16 protein-coding genes and 1 pseudogene are annotated in these 22,751 nt (G+C 43.1%); 5 read left to right on the forward strand and 12 right to left on the reverse strand.

The features are described 5' to 3' along the window. Positions 1-41: 41 nt before the first annotated feature. From AC1DSE_RS04285 to AC1DSE_RS04305, 5 genes and pseudogenes are all read right to left on the reverse strand, one after another. On the reverse strand, positions 42-1,616 hold the full coding sequence (locus AC1DSE_RS04285; protein WP_441878243.1) for a sigma-70 family RNA polymerase sigma factor: 1,575 nt from the start codon (positions 1,614-1,616) through the stop codon (positions 42-44). A gap of 211 nt (positions 1,617-1,827) precedes the next feature. Beyond that, positions 1,828-2,301: pseudogene (locus tag AC1DSE_RS04290) on the reverse strand (TetR/AcrR family transcriptional regulator); the annotation flags it as partial. Between the two features lie 196 nt (positions 2,302-2,497). Further along, the gene (locus tag AC1DSE_RS04295; protein WP_477509577.1) at positions 2,498-5,569 is read right to left on the reverse strand and encodes an ATP-binding protein; all 3,072 of its coding nucleotides are present in this window, start codon (positions 5,567-5,569) and stop codon (positions 2,498-2,500) included. 168 nt (positions 5,570-5,737) lie between these two features. Further along, a complete protein-coding gene (helD, locus tag AC1DSE_RS04300) occupies positions 5,738-8,152 on the reverse strand; it encodes an RNA polymerase recycling motor HelD (protein ID WP_477509603.1) in 2,415 nt (804 codons plus the stop codon). A 555-nt stretch (positions 8,153-8,707) separates the two neighbouring features. Continuing rightward, the gene (locus tag AC1DSE_RS04305) at positions 8,708-9,607 is read right to left on the reverse strand and encodes a 3-hydroxyacyl-CoA dehydrogenase (protein ID WP_477509578.1); all 900 of its coding nucleotides are present in this window, start codon (positions 9,605-9,607) and stop codon (positions 8,708-8,710) included. A 400-nt stretch (positions 9,608-10,007) separates the two neighbouring features. Between AC1DSE_RS04305 and AC1DSE_RS04310 the strand changes: the two genes are divergently transcribed. Further along, on the forward strand, positions 10,008-12,626 hold the full coding sequence (locus AC1DSE_RS04310) for an S-layer homology domain-containing protein (RefSeq protein WP_477509579.1): 2,619 nt from the start codon (positions 10,008-10,010) through the stop codon (positions 12,624-12,626). Positions 12,627-12,772: 146 nt separating this feature from the next. On the opposite strand, the gene AC1DSE_RS04315 is transcribed toward AC1DSE_RS04310, so the two are convergent. The 3 genes from AC1DSE_RS04315 to AC1DSE_RS04325 form a co-directional block, all read right to left on the reverse strand. Continuing rightward, positions 12,773-13,192, reverse strand: a complete 420-nt coding sequence (locus tag AC1DSE_RS04315) for a MarR family winged helix-turn-helix transcriptional regulator (RefSeq protein ID WP_339205714.1) — start codon at positions 13,190-13,192, stop codon at positions 12,773-12,775. A 68-nt stretch (positions 13,193-13,260) separates the two neighbouring features. Then, positions 13,261-13,995, reverse strand: a complete 735-nt coding sequence (locus tag AC1DSE_RS04320) for an SDR family NAD(P)-dependent oxidoreductase (protein WP_477509580.1) — start codon at positions 13,993-13,995, stop codon at positions 13,261-13,263. Between the two features lie 125 nt (positions 13,996-14,120). Next, positions 14,121-14,930, reverse strand: coding sequence for an SDR family NAD(P)-dependent oxidoreductase (locus AC1DSE_RS04325; RefSeq protein ID WP_477509581.1), 810 nt, complete (start codon positions 14,928-14,930; stop codon positions 14,121-14,123). Between the two features lie 280 nt (positions 14,931-15,210). Here AC1DSE_RS04325 and AC1DSE_RS04330 point away from each other — a divergent pair, with 280 nt between their 5' ends. Beyond that, positions 15,211-16,101, forward strand: coding sequence for a diguanylate cyclase domain-containing protein (locus AC1DSE_RS04330; RefSeq protein ID WP_441878228.1), 891 nt, complete (start codon positions 15,211-15,213; stop codon positions 16,099-16,101). Between the two features lie 69 nt (positions 16,102-16,170). Here AC1DSE_RS04330 and AC1DSE_RS04335 read toward each other — a convergent pair whose 3' ends face one another. Further along, positions 16,171-17,121, reverse strand: a complete 951-nt coding sequence (locus AC1DSE_RS04335) for an alpha/beta hydrolase (protein WP_477509582.1) — start codon at positions 17,119-17,121, stop codon at positions 16,171-16,173. Positions 17,122-17,218: 97 nt separating this feature from the next. On the opposite strand from AC1DSE_RS04335, the gene AC1DSE_RS04340 reads away from it, so the two are divergent. Further along, positions 17,219-17,941, forward strand: coding sequence for a DUF4386 domain-containing protein (locus AC1DSE_RS04340; protein ID WP_477509583.1), 723 nt, complete (start codon positions 17,219-17,221; stop codon positions 17,939-17,941). Positions 17,942-17,946: 5 nt separating this feature from the next. Here the strand turns inward: AC1DSE_RS04340 and AC1DSE_RS04345 are convergent, their stop codons facing one another. Then, the gene (locus tag AC1DSE_RS04345) at positions 17,947-18,531 is read right to left on the reverse strand and encodes a Crp/Fnr family transcriptional regulator (protein ID WP_441878222.1); all 585 of its coding nucleotides are present in this window, start codon (positions 18,529-18,531) and stop codon (positions 17,947-17,949) included. Positions 18,532-18,617: 86 nt separating this feature from the next. Further along, a complete protein-coding gene (locus AC1DSE_RS04350) occupies positions 18,618-19,880 on the reverse strand; it encodes an MFS transporter (RefSeq protein WP_477527433.1) in 1,263 nt (420 codons plus the stop codon). 137 nt (positions 19,881-20,017) lie between these two features. Here AC1DSE_RS04350 and AC1DSE_RS04355 point away from each other — a divergent pair, with 137 nt between their 5' ends. Further along, positions 20,018-20,620, forward strand: coding sequence for a TetR/AcrR family transcriptional regulator (locus AC1DSE_RS04355; RefSeq protein ID WP_441878217.1), 603 nt, complete (start codon positions 20,018-20,020; stop codon positions 20,618-20,620). Positions 20,621-20,719: 99 nt separating this feature from the next. On the opposite strand, the gene AC1DSE_RS04360 is transcribed toward AC1DSE_RS04355, so the two are convergent. Then, on the reverse strand, positions 20,720-22,219 hold the full coding sequence (locus tag AC1DSE_RS04360) for a DHA2 family efflux MFS transporter permease subunit (RefSeq protein WP_477509585.1): 1,500 nt from the start codon (positions 22,217-22,219) through the stop codon (positions 20,720-20,722). Between the two features lie 229 nt (positions 22,220-22,448). Between AC1DSE_RS04360 and AC1DSE_RS04365 the strand changes: the two genes are divergently transcribed. Then, positions 22,449-22,751, forward strand: a 303-nt coding sequence (locus AC1DSE_RS04365; protein WP_477527434.1) for a TetR/AcrR family transcriptional regulator, incomplete at its 3' end; no start/stop codon positions are given.

Genomic DNA, 22,751 nt, shown 5'->3' on the forward strand with positions numbered 1-22,751 from the left:
CCACCCCACCTTTAAGCATAAACTTTATCTTTTAAATAAGGTCACGTTTCTGCGCCTATCTCAATGATCTTTTGTTCGATTGTATTCCAGCGCCACCGCGGAAAATATCCCTGCAAATGCACTCCGCCATACCACTCATCTATTCCTTTATTCGCAATCCAGTCCTCTTTTCCATCCAACACCTTTTTTCCGAATTCGGTTAACGTAACGATACAATCGCGGAATGATATCGATGAATCGAGATAAGAAGGGATCGTCTGTAATCCGCCGATTTGTATTAATGGATACGGATCTCGAGACATTTCCTTTAAAATATGCCAGTATTGCAGATCACCCATACCCAAGGCGTTGAGTTTGTTTCCAACATGCTGAAATAATTCATACGGACTGTTTATTCCCCCCTGGATCATCGCAAGCGTTATCTGCTCTACGATACCAAGCCCATTGTGGGTAGACGGGAACCGTGATAAATGAAATTGGAAGGCATCATGCGCAAATGGCAGCACGGACGTATCTTGACTTAACAATTGCTGCAACTGTTGTGGATTCTGTGACGTATAGGCTTGCCAAAACGCTCTGCCTAAGTCCAGCTCCTCTGCCCCAATCAATTTCCAAGTTCCCGATAACGTCTCCATTTGCTCCCGAGAAAGCTGTCCCAACCCGCGAAACAGTTCAATTCCTGGATATTCCCCGATGCACAATAAGCTCAGCTTTGTTTTCAGCAAAGGCTGCCCTGAGAACGAATGGAGCAAATAGCACAGCATCGTCTGATCGAACAAATCATGCTCAAACCAAAGCACAATCTCCTCATATTTATGAAAATCAGCCAACACTTTCTCCTGCGCTTCACTACCCTGAACAAACTCAGAGCGAGGGATTCCCATTGTTTGTTCCAAATATTGTGATCGTCTAGAACGATGGTCTACTGCAGCAGAATCTAAAAATACAGGACCATGAGGGTACACTTCCCGCCATACTAAAATCTCACCCTGCACGATGCCTTGCCGCAGCTTCTCTGCTACTGAATCTCCGTTTACAATATGAAGCACACCTTTTCCTCCTACATACAAATGATTATATACGGAGATCAAATCGGCTACTGGCAGAGCACCCTTCAATTTACGACGAGCATCAAAGAGCCGTTTCTTTAATATCGGAACCGAAGTGCCCACAAAGCTCGAAATTTCTTGAAGAGAATACCCTTGAATATAAAACAATTGAACCGCAATTCTCATTTTCGGTGTTAATAAAGCTATAGAATCATGAACGGACTGCTGCAGCTCTCTTTTCTCAATAATATCAGAGACACTAATTTGAGCCTCTGCCGATTGCGCTACTTCCTCGTAAGGCACGATGGGATGATGCTTTCTACGCGTCATACGATAACATTGCCGTATCACAATAGCTTTGAACCATCCCGGAAATGCTTCTCCTACTCGCAGTTTATTTAAATGCAGAAAGGCTTCAGTGAATGCTTCTTGCACTGCATCTTCCGCTAGTTGAAAATCGTGCAGCTTCTCGTACGCAACCGCGTTTGCCATTGCTGTATAGTGCCGGACAATAGATTCAAAAGCTTGCCGATCCCCTTGTTTTGCGTCTTCAATATACTGAAGCATGCTCCCGCTCCTTTCTTCCGTATGATATAGAAGTGCCTACTATCTATGGAAAGGTTACAGGTAAAGGTCAAAACAATAAAATACATATGACATTATGAGAAGGAGAGAAAAAGGCCTTCCTTTGCAGGACGGCCCTCTCTTTGTAAACATGAATCATGCGAACTATCGTTTTCACTCGATTTGTGTGATAAGGTCCAGCTTTATGGGCTCTTTAAAAGGTAGATCCATTTTGCTCCTTGGCATGTTTCTGCTTCTGCACCTGTCCCACTAACCCATAAAAGAACAACTCCATCAATTGATCCATACTCCTAGTTATGTGTTCTTGATTCGATGACTCCCAATGACGACCAATTTCATTCTTAAACATAGTGAAGTAACGCATCGACATCTCTTCTGTTTGGCCTTTATGGATATAACCCTCTTGCTTGCCAAGCGCGACAAACTTCTCAAAAAAGTGCACGACCTTCTGCTCGCTATAGCTCTCCATCATTTGCATCAATCCACTCAACTCAGAGGATGGGGCCTTTGGAAATTCATCCGCTAACATGTTTGAATTTTTGGCCTCCAACAGCATGATTTCTTTAGTTTTTTCAGGAAAAGACAGTTCCGAATCAAGAATGTTGTCATACACCACCAACTGCTTGTCCATCCAGTCCATCAATGTATCGGCATAGAGCTGTTCTTTTTTACTTATTAATCAGAATGGCCGCTTTGAGCAATCTTACGATTAATGCCGTAAATTCGGCATGCGTCATACTCGCTATTAACGGTTCCTGCCGTCAATCCGTCTTACGTTCACATTGCCATCTTTCGGTGAACGAATCGCAGAGAGAATTAATCCACTAGAATCTTAAGATCTTAATTAATGCTCTTCTCTTCCCTCATTTTGACACGACAAAACTGACAATAGTGCCTTGATTCGGAACACTCCGGATTTGCAATCCCTTGCCGTATAGTTGTTTCAATCGCCGATCCGTATTGTACAAGCCGATTCCCGCCTTTACGTCCAAGCGGCTGTCCAAGACGCGCCGTACAGTTTCCTCATCCATCCCTATACCATTATCTGTGACCGAAATTTCCGCCTCATGTTCTTTTGCGGTAATTCGGATATGAATTTCTCCGCCTTCAACACGGCTTAGCAGGCCGTGTCGTATTGCGTTCTCGACAAGAGGTTGGATGCAGAGCGGTGGAACTTGCAAATGAATTCTTGCATCCACATCCCAGCGAATGTTTATTCTGTCCTCAAAACGTTCCTTTTCGATATACAGATATGAGCGGACAAGACCAAGCTCATTCTCAAGCGGAACGAGTCGTTCCAAATTCCGAAAGTCAAAGCTTGCCCGCAAGTAATGGCCGAATTCTTCAAGCAACGCTCTCATTTTCTCATTATCGATTTCGCTGAGTGCGGCTATCGAATTAAGCGTATTGAACAGAAAATGCGGTTGAATTTGCGCCTGAAGCCAAGCCGCTTCCATGCGCAGTCTTTCGCGCACCGATTGCCTCAATTCAGTCAATGCCCGTACCCTGGATTTCAGTTCCAGCGCATCTACCGGTTTCCTCAAGTAATCGTTGGCTCCCGACAGGAATCCGGTATCTATATCTTCCGGTCGACTGCGGGCGGTCAAGAGCAGAATGGGTAGCTCCGTGACGGAAAAGCGCTCACGAATGATACGGGACAATTCGTATCCGGACATGCGTGGCATCATGATGTCGGTAATGATCAAATCCCATTCTCTCGTATTCAGTATGGCAAGTGCGTCACGCCCGTTTGCAGCCGTGACGACTTTATACTTTTCCGAAGTAAGGAGGTTGCTCAATATACTTAAATTGACAGCATCGTCGTCTATGACCAGAATGTTTGGCCGGTCTGAACCGGTCGCCGATTCCAGTTTGGAAATGTCACCGCGAAGTCCAAAGGAAGCGGAAACCACCGCTTCTGCATAAACACCCGATACCGGAGCAATCATAGCCTTCTCGTAATGTCGGATGGATGAATCGGATAACTGCAAGGTAAAGCTGAATACCGAACCATGGCCCGGAATGGAGTTAACCTCCAACGTGCTTCCGTGCAACTCCACCAACTGCTTGCATATACTTAACCCGAGCCCGAGCCCGCCTCCAATTGCCGTTATGCCAGGGTCCCCCTGCTCGTAGGGAGCAAACATCCTTTGCTGTGTCTCTAGATCTATCCCGATGCCGGTGTCGGCGACGACAATGCTCGCCTTACCGTCCTTGACCTCGCCCTTTATTATAATATGTCCTTGATCAGTATATTTCACCGCATTGTGAAGCAGGTTGAACAAAATTTGTGTAAGCCGGTTTTCATCGGCCATGACACTAGGAAAGTTGTCGGGAATGTCGCTGACGATGCGAATCGACTTGCCTTCCGTCATAAAACGAAGCATATCGGTTACACCGGAGGCGACTCCCTGAACGTGGACACTCCCTATATGCAAGCGGATGCCATTCTCCTGAAGCCGCGTCATGTCCAGCAGATCGTTAAGCATGTATGACATTCGCTTGCCTACGGAAATAAGCAGCTTCATGTTCTCTTTGTTTTTGTCGTCCTGATCTCTAATACCGTTATCCAGAACGGTTTGGGCGATGTTAAGGATGCCATGCAGCGGATTCCGCAATTCATGGGATGTGTTGGCCAGGAAATCGTCTTTCAGCTTGTCCGCTTTCTGAAGCTTCTCGGCGAGCTTCGCCGTTTGGGCGAAAGTATCGGAATAACGTTTGAACCAGAAAGACGCAAAAGCGAGGAACGCAACGATCAGGTCGATCGGATAATAGCCCATATCTAGCAGACTCTTGAGGTACCCTCCAATAATATTAGTCAAAACAGAGGTTAGACCAACAACCAAATAAATGGCGTTCTTATCGCTCTTCAGGGCCGTACGCAGCGAGAACATCAGACAGTACAAGCAAGCGAGCAAATCTATGGTGTAGTATACAGCTAATGCGCTCAGTGCGTACCTGGCTGGCAAAAACACAATCAGCAGTGTGGCAATCAAACAAAGCAAGGGGAACCAGCGGAACACTCTGTTTTCCGCATGCTCTGGCAAGAGACTTTTGGCAAACTGCAGTAGGAAGGCTCCTACTCCAATAAAGGACAGAAGAACGAGTTTAATGGACCACTCATAGTTGATGGCCGGCAGCCAAACTAGCAAAAGCTTATCATCGTCGAGCAGTGTCATGACAACGGCACTAACAACAAGCATAAAGAAGTAGATCAAAGCTTTTTGTCGGGTGCCGATCACATACAGAATAAGCGTATACAAGGCCTGAATCATCAGAACGACACATACGACTAACTGCATGTTGATGGAAAACCCTACTTCTTTGTCCACCGCAAGTTCACTGCCTAACTTGATTGATCCTACCACACCGCCTCGTATACTGTTGTCATAATTCGCAACTTGTATGACAATATCGATTTCGCCTGTATCGGCCTTGAAAGTAGCGGTATAAGGCATGCTTCGGGCTGTATACTGCTGTTTGATCTTTGCCGGCTGCCCCTCTCTCGCCAAAAAACGATCATTCACATATAGTTCAGACGAAGTACGCACGTTCGAAACGCGAATGCCATAGGTTAGATCATTATCCGGGTTGACCTTGACGCGCAGACGATAGGAGCCATAGCCGTATGGCGAGTTGTTCTCGGATAAAGACAGGTTCCACGTTCCGGGAACATGAATGAACATTCTTCCCTCTTCGGATGAGATTGTGTTCGACTCGCTTTGCATCACAAACTTGCCGGGATAGAACTCCCAATCTCCGTCTACTGTAACCGTGCGATCCTTGGTGAAGTCGAAGCCGCGCAAATCCAACTCGCCCCGAACCGCACGAGGGTGCTCTGGTGACGCCTGAAGAAAAGCCCAGATGATTCGAATTAGCAATAAGGTGATAAAGAATGACCCTGTAACAAGGACCGCTTTTCTTTTTGTCATCATAATCCAACCTATTTCGACAAAACCAAAGTAATTCCTTTGATTTTAAATATTAAATCGCGAAAAATGGAACATAAGCCTAATGATTTCAAAATTTTTATATCTCAAGCTTATTTCCCAAAAGTAGCGATCGGACCATAAATAATTATCTAATAAACGTGCATCAATTTCTTATTGCTCCAAATCATACAAGAAACGATCCACGGCTTGAATATAAGGTGTCCAATCTCCTGTCGTGTAGAGGATAAGCTGGTGCATCGCACGTGTACATGCCGTATAGAAAAGCTTGCGTTCGCTTTCCCGATGATAGGTCTGCGAAGAAGCATCGTAGATCAGTACGGCATCGAATTCCACTCCCTTGGCAAGATACGCAGGAATGACATGCACTCCATTCTCGAAGGTAGGCGTCTTCTTCGTAATGAGCCGAAGCGTCTGACAGCCCACGTCTGTCAACGCTTCGTAGGCATCACAGCTCTCGGTCGCTGTCTTCGTAATGACGGCGATAGATTCGAAGCCTTCAGCTTGAAGGGCAGCAAGATCTGCCGCGATTCTTTCCACTCTTTTCTCACTGCTATCCGCCTTAAAGAGAAGCGGCTTCTTGCCACCTCTTTCGAAGGGCACGATCGCCTCCCCGTATGGCAGCAACAACCTCGTAAATCCAACAATTTCTCGGGTGGAGCGATAACTGCGAACTAGAAAGAAGCGTCTCGTTTCTCCTTCGCCATAAAGCCGTATAAGCGGCGAATCCATCTCGTGCAAGTTCGTCGCCTGCGTAAAGATCGCCTGGTCGAAATCACCGAGCACCGTCATTTGAGCACGGGGAAACAGCTTTTTGAGAAATTCATACTGAAACATCGAGTAATCCTGGCCCTCATCAACAAATACATGCCGAACCTCCGTATTGGTCCGAATACCCTCAATGAGTTCTTTTAAATACAAGTATGGTGTCGCATCCTCATAAAACAATTCGAGCTTGCTCAGCTTCTCTTTCGTTTGCTTGCATATTTCTGTCCAATCACTAGGCACTACGGTTTCATTCGTCATTTCCTGATAGGCGTTATTATCACTAAACAACTGATCATAAATACCAACCATATCTATAAATAACAACCGTCTCACATTTTGCCTCAGTGGTTTAAAGTTTTCTTTCACAACCATTCGGCGCAGCAGCTCTTCCTCCTGCTGGGCAAAATCAAATACATCGTCCTCTTGCTGGTGTTTATTGTTCATGATGTTATAGGCTTCGACATATTGCTCTGCAAACTCGAAGATCCCTTTGTCTTTACGCAAAAACTGATAGGCTGCCGCATATTGATCATTATCGAGGTAGTTAAGTTCCTCCTCCACCCAGCTTTCGTCCCGCTCCTTACGCTCCAGCATGACCAGCTCACGCATTATCCACTCCTGCAGTAAAACGACACGATTGACCAAGCGGATGGAGGGGTCGTAGCTGTAAAATTGCGATTTCATTTGCTCCGCGGTAATTAGTTCACGATCTCGGAACTGAATCGCCTGAAATCGCATGCCTTTCTGGCCGAGCCATAAGGCATAGTTTCGGAGAGCTTGAAGGAAAACTTCCGACGACTTATATTGAATCCCCTTCATTCTCGCCTCGTACCCCGGATCGGATTCTTCCGTCAGCACATATTCGAGCTGATCGAACGGGTCCTCCAGACGAAATGTCCGTCCAAGCCAATATTCCAGATATTCCTGAAAGGTCGTCTGCTGCATATTTTCCTCGCCAAGCTCGGGAAGAACGGTAGAGACATAGCTGTTAAACATCGGATTGGGCGAGAAAAGCACGATTTGGTCCGCTTTCAGCCTCTCGCGGTGTTTGTACAGCAAGTACGCCACACGCTGCAGTGCCGCAGAGGTTTTCCCGCTTCCCGCGGCTCCTTGCACAATGAGCATTCGGCTATTATCATTGCGAATAATCTCATTTTGCTCCTTTTGAATAGTTGCAACGATACTTTTCATCTGTGCATCTGCGCCTTTGCCAAGCACCTGCTGAAGCAGTTCGTCACCTATAGTTAAGCTCGAGTCGAACAAATTCTGAATCTGCCCGCCTCGAATCTGGTATTGCCTTTTCAGTTCCATCTTCCCAGCGACATGCCCTCCGGGTGTTTCAAAAGCGACCGCCCCTGGCGAATAGTCGTAGTATACACTCGCTATAGGTGTACGCCAGTCATACACTAGGAAGCTCATACCATCTGCATCGACGAAGGACGATACGCCGATATACACTTGCTCCTTGGATTCAAGACCATCCTCATGAAAGTCGATACGCCCAAAATAGGGAGAAGGCAGCAAGCGGTTCATACTCTTCCACTGCCTCTTCAGCTGCGCGTGGCTTCGTTCCCGTTCGGACAACACCGCAGACTGCTGCTTAATCGTTAAGAAGGTCTCTTCAAAATCTTCGTCTGTGCTCGTATCGACCGTAACCTCTTCCCAAAATCGTTTGCGGATGTCCGCCGCCTGATCGCGAAGCTGATCCACTTCAGGCTCTAGCTCAGCGATACTTGTTTGCAGCAGTTTCGTAACCATATCCAACCGTTCCTGCTCTTGCTGCCAATCTTTTGCATTCATCATCCTCCTGAACACGCTCCTTGTTAGTTTGGTCTGGAGAAGAAAAAGAACATTTGACAAACTGTAAATCCATGTGATAAGATAAGAGTGTAGATAAGATGTAATAAATCTGTGAACTTTACAAAAACTATTCAGTGGTTCATTAATATTAACATAGTCCTTCTTTGTGCGCAATTTATTTATATAGTTGACCTCGGCAGCGTCTGCCGGGGTCTTTTTAATTTAGCTCATAACATCCCAAGGCCATTTCTCTAACGAACTGTATGATGCTTATTATGCAGAAAACGGCTTCTGTTCCATTTTAACGAATCTTATTAACGTTATTGCATGCTTTGTAACGTGTTATGAGCTGCTTTTCTCGAAATAACGATTCTGGGGTTCGTTACAATTTTAATCCACTACAAATGGTTAAAATAAGACCTGCTAGGTTCGTAAGCTGTAAATATGCTAAGGGGAGGAAATCATTCTGCCTAAGCTTCATAAAAAAATAGGAGCTACTCCAATCGTAGATAAATCTACTTGGGACAGCTCCTTTTCTTTTGCAACGATAAAGAACTAACTTTTCAAAAAATCCGGTTTAATGAAATTAGGATTCGGGTATTTATAAAATCCTTCTCCGGTGGCTCTTCCAAGCTTTCCTTTATCTACGTACTCTGACTTCAATAGCGCAGCCACTTTCTCAAAATTTTGATCACCTGTAGCCTGCGCTTTTGCAAGTCCGATATTGTAAGCGGTATTGATGCCTACAACGTCCAAGATGGCAAACGGGCCTAGTGGCGCTCCTGTGGCTACCATCCATGTTTTATCAATCGTTTCTACATCAGCAACTTCTTTGACTAGGAGCAGCTGCGCAGCTTCCAATAGAGGAACTAATAAAGAATTCAAAATATAACCTGGCTGTTCTTTATGTAAAGGCAAAGCAACCATTCCGATGGCTTTCGCAAACGCAATAACTTCATCGAATACCTTCATATCTGTTCCCGGATGCCTCATGATTTCCGCCGTATTGTTTTTCCAAATCTCATTTGCAAAATGCAGCGCTAGAAACTTTTCCGGACGAGCTGTTGCATGCGCAAATATGCTTGGCAATAAAGTTGAAGAGTTTGTTGCAAAAATCGTTTTGGCAGGAGCTGCCTCTCCCAACTTCTTGTAAAAATCAATTTTCATTTGTACGACCTCAGGAATGGCTTCAATGACAAGATCAGCATCTGCAACAGCTTGTGATAAATCAGAGCTGAACGAGATACGGTCATAAGCTGCATTTACCGCTTCACTCGTAGCCCCAAGATCTTCTTGATACCGCGGCTTCAAATTTACAATTCTTTCTTTGGCACGCTCTAGAGCCTCATCGTTAATGTCATATACAGATACATTAAACCCTTTGAAAGCAGTTTGGTACGCGATTTGGCTTCCTAATACGCCGCTGCCGGCAACGGTGATATTCCTGTAATTCATAACACTTCTCCTTCATTTGTTATAGGTCATATTTGCACATGCTTAATCGATCTTTAATATTCCCTAACTCAGGAAGCACATGCAAATAAAGCCTCGACCCTAACCCTGAAAGGTCATATTGCCTTCTATAAATAAACTTGTCATATGACAAAACTGGTGACAACGCACACTATTTGTAACTTGAATAATAATTTATATTTGATAGTGGCGTTAAATGATGCGGGAGAACTGCGTAAGTTTAGAGCCGCCAATCATTTTGAAATGGGAAAAGGGGAAGTAAAACGTGCGGATAGTCAAGAACATACGTAAAGGTTTATTGCTAGGTTTAGCTTTTGTGGTTATGGTAAGTTGGGGGTCTACCCTACATTCTTCAGAAGCTTACGCTGCTAGTGTATTACCTGTGAATCAACCTATTGAGTCCATTTATGAGGATGCAACCAAGATAGACTTTGATGATTGGGATGATGGTGTGTCCGGAGCTATTCCTATTGGATTTTCGTTTGATTTCTACGGGACAAAAAATGAACAGGTTTATGCTAATACCAACGGCCTCCTCATGTTCAACAATCCTACCAATGATTTCGGAACACCTGAAAGCTTAGAAGAACTGCCTTTGGAGAGTCCCAATCATTATATTACAGCTTTTTTGGCTGATCTTTCGCTAGAGCTGGATGGTACAGTCCTCTACAAAACGATTGGAGAAGCACCAAATCGGAAATTTGTATTACAATATACGAATATGCGCTTTTGTTGCAACTCTAATATGAACCCCTTCGGAACCTTCCAAGTCATCTTATATGAATCTACTAATGTTATTCAACTGCAATACCCTAATCTTATGGCCACCAATTCAGACGATAAAGAAATCAGAATCAGTTTAGCTAATAAATCATTTGGTTCAAGTGCCTTAATCGGAATACAAGAAAGTGACATTGGCGACTATGTAACGTATTCTCTGAGAGAGAAGAGCCTGACTGAGAAGCAAGCCATTCAATTTATTCCGGATGATCAAGGCAGCTATACAATGATTCGTCATGCTCAGTATGAGCCGATTTTATTGAATAATGAACTGTTTCCGGGTTATACCCACCTCATAGGTCCAGCAGATGGTACATTCGCTTCCCTATCTCCAACTTTCCAGTGGGAGACTGCTGCCAATGCCGTTTCGTATGAATTCATTTTAGGTAATGATCCTGAATTTAATTCTGGGTGGAGTATTGAACATATCGCAGAAAACAACTTAGATATGAAGGAATTCGAAATAGAGTTAAAAGAAGGAACAACCTATTATTGGAAAGTTGAAGCTATGAATGACGATGGTTATACAACTTACTCCAATACTTACCGTTTTGTAGCTTCCTCTATTCAGCCTGCAACTGTTGAAACGGACCTAGAGGTAAGTCAAATCAACTCTATGTCGGCTGTCGCAGGAGGAACAGTAACTTCAGATGGTGGCGGCGAGGTTGCCGAACGGGGAATCGTATACTCCACTCATCCGAATCCTACTGTAATAGATGGAAAATCCGCAGCTGAATTAGATGGGACAGAAGCCTTTTCTGTTCATCTCACAGGACTTCAATCCGCTACAATCTATTATGCACGTGCATATGTGATAAATGAAATTGGAGTAAGCTATGGTAATGAGGTTGATTTTAGAACATTGAGCTCTAGTGCAAGCTTGAAAACATTAACCTTAAGCAATGTGACATTAGATCAAACGGTAAGCGAAAATGTATACGCCTATACGGGCAATGTGCCTAACTCTTTGTCCAACATTACCATATCAGCTACGGTCAGTGATTCAACGTATGGCACTGTGACAGCAAGTGTATACAATAGTGCCAATGTACTTGTAGCAGGTCCGATTAGCTTAGCAAATGGAGAAACAAGCAGTGAGCTTCCCCTTAATGTAGGCAGCAATCGGATTGAACTATTCGTCATTGCTCAGGACGGCACTGGAACTAAATATACAGCAACGATAACAAGAGCTGCTCAAGACAATGGTACAGTAGACAATGGAAATAACGGCGGTGGTTCAAGCAACAGCTCCGAACCAGTCATCTCCACGAATGGGAGCCTAACGCTTCCTATTGGAAGAGCCGGCGAGGTTAGATTGGACAATGAGCTCATTATAACCATTCCAGCCAGTGCTAGTAACAAGGAGCTAAAATTAACAATTGAGAAAGTATTAAATTCTCAAAATCTGCTTAGCAAACATGAGATTCTCGCGAGCTCGATCTATGAGGTTCTAAAAAACTTCCCTGAAAACTTCAATAAACCCGTTACTTTGACGTTTGCATTCGATTCAGCCAAACTGAACAGTAATCAAACGGTCGCAATCTTCTACTTTGATGAAGTGAAGAAGGAATGGGTGAAGGTTAATGGCGGCAAAATTAACGGCAGCCATATTGCTGTAGAGGTTGATCACTTTACGAAGTATGCTGTACTCGTTGTAGACCAAGCAACGGGATTGCCAGTATCAGACTCGTCCAACTTTAGTGATACTACAGGACATTGGGCGGAAGCTCAGATTAAACAAGCGGTAAGCAAAGGGATCGTCAAAGGTTATAGCGACGGAACGTTTAAACCAAATGCTACAGTAACACGCGCTGAATTTGCAGTTATGCTGATGAATGCGCTAAAACCTGCCGATAATGATACAAAACTGAGCTTCACAGATCCTATTGCAGAATGGGCTCAGAAGACCATTGCGCAAGCATCCGAAGCGAAGATTGTAAATGGCTATGAAGACGGCAGCTTCCGTCCAGCAGCGAGCATATCTCGGTCAGAATTAGCGGTTATGATGGCTAGAGCTGCTAAAGCAGATACAACAGCTGCTACAGTGACAAATTTTGCTGATGATAGCCAAATTCCAGCATGGGCAAAAGGTTCAGTAGCCGCAGTGAAGGAATTGGGAATCATAAGCGGACGCAGCGGCAACCTATTTGTGCCCAACGATACGGCAACAAGAGCCGAAGCAGTAACTATCATTATCAATTTGCTACAATTAAAGAAATAAGCATAAACAAGAACATGCCTAAGACCGTCCTTTGGACAGTCTTAGGCATATTTTAAATAATAGGTAGCTACAAAGCTTTACCTATCCTCTTTTTAACAAACACCAGTACTATTCACCGCAACCACAATCTTGCGTATACAGAAAATCTAGTCCTCTTTATTCAGCTTACTATACAGGTTGGCTAGCTGCTCCCGCTCCTGCTCAGTCAATTTGTCTAATAGATTTGTACGCAGCCGTTGCCCCTCCAGCTGTGCTCTTTTAAGAATATCTGCACCTTTGTCGGTAATGCCCAAATAAATAATTCGACGATCAGACTCATCCATTAATCTGACGACTAATTTCTTGGCGACAAGTTTTTCCGATAAATAACTAAGCGTAGGCGGGGTAAGCCCTAATATTTTTGCAATGTCCGATGGCCTGCTCTTTCCGTTTTGTTTAAGATGGCCGAGCACAAGCACATGAGAAACACCTAAGTCCTCATTGAATGACTTGTTCCACTGAATAATCATTTTATTGGTGAATTTATCCATGTTATGTATGAGATTGAAGATGGTTTGCTCTTCCATAAAGACCTCCTTGGTGCACATAAATGACAGCCCTTAATTAAAATTAAGGGCTGTCATCATATTACACATTATTGAGCTGAGTATCCACCATCAATTACTAACTCAGATCCTGTAATATACGAAGAATCATCAGAAGCTAAGAACAACGCTGCTTGAGCAATATCGTCAGGTTGGCCTAAACGCTGTAGAGGTGTGGCCTGGATTAAGCGGTCTAACAGGTCCTTTGAGGTACTCAAAGCTTGTGTCATTGGTGTTTCAATAATCCCAGGAAATAGTGCGTTTACCCGGATGCCTTGACGGCCAAAAGCTGTAGCCGCCGCTTTAGAGATCGCGCGAACTGCACCCTTAGAGGCTGAATAGTGATTAAAGCCTTGGCCGATCAAAGCCGTGTACGAAGAAATATTAACGATGGAGCCTTTCTTTTGGGCTGCCATATAGGGAGTGACATGCTTCATCCCGGCAAATGGGCCAAACCCATTAATGGAGAGCATTTTCTGCCAATCCTCGATATTGATTTGCTCGTATGGTTTTTCAGAAGAAATGCCAGCGTTGTTGACGAGAATATCAATTTTACCAAAACGATCATGAACATCCTTTGCCAGCGCATGCCAATCATCATCAGAGGCAACATTCAATTTCATTCCGTAAACATTCTGTTTTTGACTTGCTTGTTCAAGAGCTGCCTCATTAATGTCTGCGGCAATAACGATAGCTCCTTCTTGTGCAAACAGATTAACCATGTGTTCGCCTATACCCGATGCCCCGCCAGTAATAATTGCTACTTTATTATCCAATTTCCCCATATCGCATTCTCCTAACTTAATTTGATTGATCTGCTATTTGTTCCTATCATTAAAACCGCATAGCGAATTTCTATAATTCATGTCAGCATATTTTGGCTGGCCGCTTCAGTCGCAATCTTCAGCTGTCATGGATGCTGTGCCAGTTTCATATATTGCTCGAAATCAGGGACGGATGGGTTTGCAATATAATGCCCTCCCTCAACCTGAATCGTCTGTCCCGTAATAAATCTGGATTCATCTGAAGCCAGGAACAGGACGGTATGTCCAATATCATCCGGTTCTCCGTGATAAGGCAGTGCGTTATATTTAGCGAAGATATCCAATACCTCCGAGGGCATATTATTTTTAGCAGCTGGCGTCAAAATCAATCCAGATGCTACTGCATTACAACGAATGTTATTCTTCCCATATTGGGTAGCGATATATTTGGTAAGATTTATAACGCCTGCCTTCGAAGCTCCGTATGCAACCCGAACTTGATCTCCATGAAAACCCGCCATAGAAGCTGTATTGATAATCGAGCCTCCACCAGCATGGATCATATGAGGGATAGCGAATCTGCAGCCGAGTAAGACACTCTTTAAATTAACATTCATAAGCCGATCCCACTCATCCAGATCAACGTTAACAACATCTATATCCTTCTTCAGGTTTGTCGAGCCGACATTGTTGAACAGGCTCGTGATTTTACCATATTGTTGTACCGTAAATTCAACTGCTTCCTTAATGGACACTTCGTCCCCGGCATCAAGAAATACGCTTACGGCTTCGTCGCCTTGGATTTTAATATTTTCGGCAGCTTCTTTGGCCCCCTCAGCATTAAAGTCGGCAATGACTACTTTTGCTCCCTCTTTTGCCATCAAGTTAGCTGCGGACAAGCCTATGCCTGAAGCTCCTCCAGTGATAAGCGCCACTTTCTCGTTCATTCTTCCCATTATTCGTAAACCCCTTCCTTAGAGACACTCACGATAAAGTAATATGATTGCATTATATTTAGACGTCTAACTATTTGATGTCTAAATATTATCAAATTAATAATTATCGTGCAAGGGTACAATTTGGTATCGTAAATTTGCACTTGTGTGGTTGTATATTAGTGCCTTCCTCGGCAGAATAACGTCCTTTTATAAGTAAATATTGACTTTCCTGCTAGGGTAAGGTTTATGTTTATGATAAGTTATTCCGGCCGGAGTACTCTATGAAAGGATGTTCCAAATGAGAATCAGCGAATTCGCACAATTAAATAAGGTTACCGCGAAAATGCTTCGACATTACGATGAGGTAGGGCTTCTAAAACCATCAAAAATCGACCCTTTCACTGGCTATCGCTGCTATGACCCTGAGCAAGCTCATTATTTAAATTGGATCATCATACTTAAAAATCTTGGATTCTCTCTGCATGAGATCAAGGAAGCTTTAATCGCACCTACCGAAACCTCAAAAATTATTAACCAGTTGATACGCAAGCGCATTGAGATTACCTCTGCTTTAAATGAGCAAATACAGAAGAAAATCGCAATTGATCGACTCATCTTAATATTGGAGAAGGAAGGGTTTAATATGGATAAACAAGTTCATTTGCTAAAAATCGAACAAACGAGCGTCCATGAAATCAAAAAGAACATTCCCAATATGGAAATGTTTCTGGAAACAGCTGCTAGTATCACGGAATTATGCGCAGAAAATGATGATATTGCCGTTTTTCGATTTGACATCAGCCACTTCAAGCAGGTCAATGATGATTTTGGCTTTGATGTTGGTGATCGTGTCATTGTCGCTTGTTTTCAAATCATTGAATCTAATATCAAAGCTTTTTTAAGTCAGGCAGCCATTGGCCGTGCTCATGGCGATGAATTCGTTGTATTTGCCAAAGCCGGAAAGGAAGAAATCCAAAAAACTGCCCAAGCTATTATTGATGATATGATAAACTTTGATTTTTCAAGTATTGGCTGCAACAAAAACATGGGCTGCTATATCGGTGGATTAGTCGCAAATTCCAAAAATGTTACCAATATACGGAGCATTATCGAAGACTCCATCGAAGTTATTAACCATGCAAGAAAAATAGGGACAAACGCCATCGCGATAGAATCGTACAGCATATGAACGTATATCAGCCCTTTTGCTTTACGCAAAAGGGCTTTTTTAAGTCGATATGAATAGATGTTCTACTTACTATTCGTTCTCTATTGTTTTCAAAAAAGAAAGCACCGCAGCATTCATCTGCTCTAGCCCCGGTTGTTCAATTGGAAAATGGCCTGCCCCTTCTAAAGCTACATATTCCTTTTTACTTTTTATTTTTTCAAAAAATGGTTTGCTGAAGCTATACGGAGTCATAGGATCCAATTGAGGATGGACGAGCAAAACCGGACAAACATCAAAATGCTCAGGTTTTATTGCAGGTTTCATATTTAAGAACGTTCTTAATAAGCGCAAAGGGATCTTCGTTCCTGCGGCATGAGCATCATTCATAATAAGCTTGGTCAAATCGACATTGTTCGTAATTAATTTCATACGAGATACACGATTAACAGAGATATGTAAGGAATCTAACAGCTTAGGAAAACTGTCCATCGAAAATTTCCCCAACCGGCTAATGAGTTTGTTAGGAGCTAATTGATCACGAACGCTGGAATCACTCGTATCAACAAAAGTTGTTGCTATTAATCCTTTCACTTTCTTACTCTGTACAGCGGTGTGATAAGCTAACATGCCTCCTATGCTAGTACCCAGCAAGATAATCGGTTTACCGTCTTGCTTCAATTCCTCATCAATCAATGCCGTAAGGATGTCAATCCAAAGTTGATAATCTAATTGTTTTGTCGATTTTGTATAGCTTAAGCCATAAGGCGGCAGATCCGGAGATACGACTTCGTAACCGTATGTTTGCAGTATTCGTGCATACGGAGCCAGCAATCTGCCATTCCCGCCAGCGCCATGGATGAAAATAATTTTTAATTTTGCATCCGGAGCAGGCATTCGATCCAGATGAATATGAACATTGTTCCAAGTCATCCATTCTTCTTTTGGAAATCCGTTTTCATTTATCTGCATTTCTTCAGGAAAAAACTTCTGATATTGCTTCCAGTAATCCACCGATTGATTATAGGTTTGAGGCGTATTCATGAATTTAAAAATCCCTCTTCCTTGATTTAAGTCAATGACCAGTCATACTCCTCCTAGTTAAAATGAAAACAATACAGGATCTATAGGAGGCTATCTTATGACTATCACCGTACAAGAAAAATCAAATCAGCGAACTGCTGCTCTAACGGCTGGCATTTCACTCATCATCATGACTCTTGCCTCATTTTTTTCCTATGGCTTTGTCCATGGGAGCCTTATTGTGGAGGGCGATGCCAGCACCACATTCAACAACATCGTATCATCAAATAACCTCTTCAAAGGAGAAATCTTTGGCTGGGTCATCATTATGATTTCTGACATTCTAGTCACCTGGGCTTTTTATGTGTTCCTAGAGCCATTGAATAAAAGCCTTTCCTTGCTAGGTGCATGGCTCCGTCTTACCTATACGACAATACTCGGTATTGCCATTTTAAACTTGATTCTTGTATTTCTGCTCTCGAAAAATACAGACCAGTCGGTCTCATTCAACATCGAACAAACGCAATCACTTATGATGCTATTTCTTGAGGCATTCCAATCGATTTGGTCTATTGGTTTGATCGTTTTTGGCGGGCATTTGTTCATTGTGGGCTATGTGGCTTTAAAATCAAACCGTATTCCTAAAGTGATCAGCATTTTATTGCTGCTTGCTTCAATAGGCTATATCGTCGTTCACCTTAGCAAAACGTTTCTTTCACAATACGATGGGGTAATTGATGTACTTAATGTCGTATTTATGGCGCCAATGATTGCAGGAGAGCTAGGCTTTGGAGTTTGGCTGCTGCTCAGAGGAGGAAAACTTCCCAAAAGTGAAAAATAGCTTCCTTAACTATCGCTGGTGTTGACCCGTTTCTTGATTCTGCTTAATGACTCTGGCGTTATGCCAAGATAGCTTGCCAATTGATGTTGGGGTACACGATCGACGAGATGAGGCCTTTTTCGTAATAGCGCTTTGTAGCGTTCTTCAGGTGCAGAAGCAATGAATGATGTCAACTCATCTTGCACCTCACCCAGATTTTCTTCTACCATTATGCGTACCATTGATTCGAGTTGTAAGTGTTTATTGAACATGCCTTTTTCATCATCGAGCTCCCCAACCACCAATATACAATCTTCAAGGCAAGTTAAGGTGTACGCGGACGGCTTATTTTGCTGATGACGATTAAAAATCGATACGGCTTGCTCTTCTGTGAAAAAATTCGATGTAACCTCTTTTCCCGCTTCATCTATTAAGTGCTGTCTGACAATGCCCTTCAGCACGAAATAACACTTTGTGGGAACATCTCCTTGTCTAAGGAGTACTGTTCCCTTTTTATATTCCTCGATAAGGATGTCATCAACGATAGCCTGTTGTTCCTCATCGCTAAGAGACGTGAATTTAGTCATATACTTAAACAATATGCTTTTCATTTCGTTATCCTTTCATCAGTACCGCTTTACGGTTCAGCATATCATCTAGAAAGCCAATTTTAAAGCGCACCTGCCCTTAAAATAATTCAAAGCGCCTTGCTTGCTGCAACCTTATTATTGGGGATTCGAAGCTTCCGTTTATGGGTCGTAAATAATATGAAGTACCCCAGCGTTACGAGGATACAGATTAGAATGTCAACGGCAATCAGGTTCTGATAACTCCCAAAATAATCGAAAGATAAGCCTCCAATTAAAGCCCCCACTATACCACCTCCCTGATGGAATAGAAGAAGGACTCCCGTATGTTTTCCTTTTCCTTTTGCAAATTCATTAATGACAAGGATTCCTCCCGGTACTGCGGTTAAGTAAGTAATTCCGAACGCGATTGCAAATACAATGGGTGAGCTTCCCAAGTGCATAAAGAGGAAAACAAAACCCAAAATACGTATGCCATACAATATGGACATCATCATTAATTTATTGTATCGATCTAGAAAATAGCCGCAAATGAGAGCCCCCGTAATTTCCATAATGCCAAGTATACTCATGGATAAGGCGAGCATACTTGGTGACACTTCTGCCAACTGATGTATAGCTACCAAGTTCATTTCGACGGAACCCATATTAATACCGCAGGTAAACAGCGCAATAGCGACAACGACAAAGATAGGAAGATAGACAAATTTCTTAGGTGATGTTGTTACTTTAAGCGGTATATCATGCTCTACGCCCTCTACTGGATGATCCGTTTGAGCTTTATTTATATTTTGCTGTTGAGAGCTCTTAATTCCAAGCCAAATAACAGGTAATGTCACAACTATTCCTAGGGCAAAAGAAGCCATAAAGGCATCCTTCCAAGTCAGCCATCCCGCGGATACGAAAATTGGCGTAATAATCGCTAATCCTACAGAGGAAGCACTCCCAAGCAGTGCCATTGCTTTAGCACGATGATGCCTAAACCATTCAAACATCAATATATAACTTGTCGTCAGCCCAATACCAGCTAAACCAGAGATTACACCATATCCAATGAAAAACAAGATAGGCTGGTTCCCTAACACGACAACGCCAGTACCCAAGGTACTCAAGACTGCACTTATAAACAATATCCTTTTTGCACCGTAACGATCTACAAGCCAGCCACCCAAAGGAGCGCATATCGCTGTAATTAATAAATTAGTCGACCATGCCATCGAAATAAATCCCCTGCTAATCTGTAAATCCATTGCTATTTGCACCTGAAAAAAAGACATGCTGAACCTGGTCAATGCACCAATAAATCCAATAATCCAAAGAGACCCTAATCCAATCCATGCATAGCTGGATTCCTTAAACCATGTTGTGCCCATTATCGTTTCACCCCTGCCGCTCATAAAAGATACCGTTCGGTATCTTTTATGATAACATAGATGTTATGTTTTGCAAGAGTGCAAATTCGTTTGATATACTACGTGTACAAATACAGTTACGTACGAGGGGGATGACGATGGAGAAAGGTGAAAAGACACGCCATTACATCATAACGAAAGCCGCTGAACTTTTTAACCAAAAGGGATATTCGGGCTCATCCTTATCTGATATAACAGAGTTGACAGGCATTAAGAAAGGCGGCATTTATCGTCATTTTTCCAGTAAAGATGAGATTGCATATGAAGCCTTTAGTTATGCCGGGCGTATTGTTGGGGCTCAGCTTGCTCATGCAATCAGTCAGCAGGAAACGGCCTCTGGCAAGCTGCTGGCATATTTAAATATATACGAGAAAGTCGTTGAAGCGCCTCCCTTCATCGGGGGCTGCCCCCTCCTCAACACTGCTATCGAAAGCGACGACAGTCATCCAGGCCTACGCGAGAAAGCCCAGCAAGCATTGCAAGGTACGCTGGAAGCCAAAAGAAAAATTATATCCGAAGGTGTGCAAAGCGGTGAGTTCAAAGAAGACCTTGATATAGAGGCGCTGGCTACCTTCTCCCTTTCCATCATGCAGGGCGGCATTATGATGAGCAAGCTTGAAGGCAATAATCGGCATATCCGGATGAATATTAAGAGCTTTGCTGCTTATTTAAAAACAGCATGCTTACGCGAATCCAGTTAGATGATTTCAAGCCAAAAAAGAGCCTCGTGAGTAGTCACGAGGCTCTTCTTAATAATTTGTAATGAGCAAACATTTAGGAAACTTGACTACCGTTATTCCTTACGCCTCAACAGCTGTTTTTCGGTTCAGAGCTATTTTAGTTTCTTCTACTTCCTCGGCTTGCCCTACACGCTTAATGAAGAAGGAAAGCACCAGACCTACTACTCCGATTCCAATGATGACAAGATACGCATCGTTAATACCTTGAATAGAAGCCTCCATCATAATATGCTCCTTCGAAAAATTAGCCGCGTCGCCTGCTGCAGACATATCTAGAAGATGTGCCTTTGTCCGGCTAGCCATAACCGTAACAAGCAGAGAAGTACCTATTGCGCCAGCTACCTGCTTGATGGTGTTAGATATTGCAGTACCGTGCGCATTTAGTCTTGCTGGCAGTTGGTTCAGACCCGCCGTAGTGATTGGCATCAGGAACATTGCCATACCGAAGCGTCGTCCTGTGGACATCAGCACTAAATACGTATAGCTAGTCGAATCGGTCAGATTAACGAAGCCGATGGTTGTGATGATCGTAATAGCCATACCGATGATGGACAGCCATTTTGCCCCAAACCGGTCGAATAGCTTTCCTGTTACCGGCATCATAAGTCCCATTAGAAGCGCACCAGGGAGCATAAGCAGCCCTGACTCCAAAGCGGTGTATCCACGTGCACTCTGCAAATAGAGCGGAAGCAGCATCATATCTGCATACATGACCATGGTTACAGCAATATTAATAATGGTGGTAAGAGAAAACATGCTGTATTTAAACGCTCTTAGATCAAGAAGCGGATCCTTCGAAATCAGCTGTCTCCATGTAAACAAAATCAAGGAAACCACACCAATAACAATCGATGCAATCACTTCCGCGCTTGACCAGCCTTTGCTTCCAGCACTGCTGAAGCCATAAAGAACGGTACCAAATCCGACTGTTGACAGAATGACGCTGAAAATATCAATTTTAGGATAGGTTCGTTCAGCTACATTTTTCAGGAAAATATAAGCAACTACAATAATGAGGACGACAATTGGAAGCATTCCATAAAACATCGTACGCCATGAATAATGCTCCATGATATAACCAGCGACTGCAGGTCCAATTGCAGGAGCAAAAATAATAGACAATCCAACCATTCCCATGGCAGCTCCGCGCTTATCTGGAGGAAATACGGTCAGAATAACATTCATTAACAGCGGCATAATAATCCCCGCTCCAGCGGCTTGAATAAGGCGGCCAGTTAGCAAAATGTCGAAGTTAGGCGCAACTGCCGAAACAATCGTACCGACGAGAAAAATGATCATGGAAGACTGAAACAGCTCACGGGTCGTAAAACGCTGCATGAGGAATGCAGTGATTGGAATAAGTACCCCGTTAACCAGCATGTATCCGGTTGTCAGCCACTGCGCTGTAGAAGCCTCAATGCTAAAGTCAATCATCAACTCTGGCAGCGCCACGCTCATTATCGTCTGATTCAGAACTGCGATGAACGCACCCAGTATCATGACAAACAATAAGGGACCTTTCTTAATTGAATTACTGTCAAAAGCTAAACTTGTACTCATGATGTTCAATCCCTTCAAATTGTTCGTGAATTTAATAAACACTTTGTAGTATAATAAACTCAATGTAAAAGATTATAATTACATCGCGCCTAATTTACAAACTACAGATTTTTTGAAAATGTTTATTAGTTTACAGATCATCAGATTCTGTCGTCTATACCGAGAATAAACTACATAAATAACTATTCTTGTCGTTTAAATCATTTGTAGGGAAAGGAAATGAGTACCTATGTCAACAACATCACCGCGAATGGATCCACGTGTACTTCGCACGCGTCAATTAATTCGAGATGCCTTTGTAGATTTGCTGCAGGAGACGGATCTAGAAAAAATAACGGTGAATCGTATTGCGGAACGCGCGACCATCAATCGTGTTACTTTCTATCTTCATTACCGAGATATTCCGGAAATGCTTGAGAGATTATCAGACGACATGATTAATGAAATACATACTATTCTTCATGATATTAGAAATCAGCCTCGTTCTACTGATTTGGATTGGTCCATTTTGCTTAAAGTGCTCGAGCATATT

The organism is Paenibacillus sp. 01L418 (genome assembly GCF_056400045.1).

Excerpts from the sequence above, each read along its gene's own strand:
- AC1DSE_RS04285 (WP_441878243.1), bottom strand. The coding sequence starts at position 1,616 with ATGCTTCAGTATATTGAAGACGCAAAACAAGGGGATCGGCAAGCTTTT.
- AC1DSE_RS04295 (WP_477509577.1), bottom strand. The coding sequence starts at position 5,569 with ATGATGACAAAAAGAAAAGCGGTCCTTGTTACAGGGTCATTCTTTATC.
- helD (WP_477509603.1), bottom strand. The coding sequence starts at position 8,152 with ATGAATGCAAAAGATTGGCAGCAAGAGCAGGAACGGTTGGATATGGTT.
- AC1DSE_RS04305 (WP_477509578.1), bottom strand. The coding sequence starts at position 9,607 with ATGAATTACAGGAATATCACCGTTGCCGGCAGCGGCGTATTAGGAAGC.
- AC1DSE_RS04315 (WP_339205714.1), bottom strand. The coding sequence starts at position 13,192 with ATGGAAGAGCAAACCATCTTCAATCTCATACATAACATGGATAAATTC.
- AC1DSE_RS04320 (WP_477509580.1), bottom strand. The coding sequence starts at position 13,995 with ATGGGGAAATTGGATAATAAAGTAGCAATTATTACTGGCGGGGCATCG.
- AC1DSE_RS04325 (WP_477509581.1), bottom strand. The coding sequence starts at position 14,930 with ATGGGAAGAATGAACGAGAAAGTGGCGCTTATCACTGGAGGAGCTTCA.
- AC1DSE_RS04330 (WP_441878228.1), top strand. The coding sequence starts at position 15,211 with ATGAGAATCAGCGAATTCGCACAATTAAATAAGGTTACCGCGAAAATG.
- AC1DSE_RS04335 (WP_477509582.1), bottom strand. The coding sequence starts at position 17,121 with ATGAATACGCCTCAAACCTATAATCAATCGGTGGATTACTGGAAGCAA.
- AC1DSE_RS04340 (WP_477509583.1), top strand. The coding sequence starts at position 17,219 with ATGACTATCACCGTACAAGAAAAATCAAATCAGCGAACTGCTGCTCTA.
- AC1DSE_RS04345 (WP_441878222.1), bottom strand. The coding sequence starts at position 18,531 with ATGAAAAGCATATTGTTTAAGTATATGACTAAATTCACGTCTCTTAGC.
- AC1DSE_RS04350 (WP_477527433.1), bottom strand. The coding sequence starts at position 19,880 with ATGGGCACAACATGGTTTAAGGAATCCAGCTATGCATGGATTGGATTA.
- AC1DSE_RS04355 (WP_441878217.1), top strand. The coding sequence starts at position 20,018 with ATGGAGAAAGGTGAAAAGACACGCCATTACATCATAACGAAAGCCGCT.
- AC1DSE_RS04360 (WP_477509585.1), bottom strand. The coding sequence starts at position 22,219 with ATGAGTACAAGTTTAGCTTTTGACAGTAATTCAATTAAGAAAGGTCCC.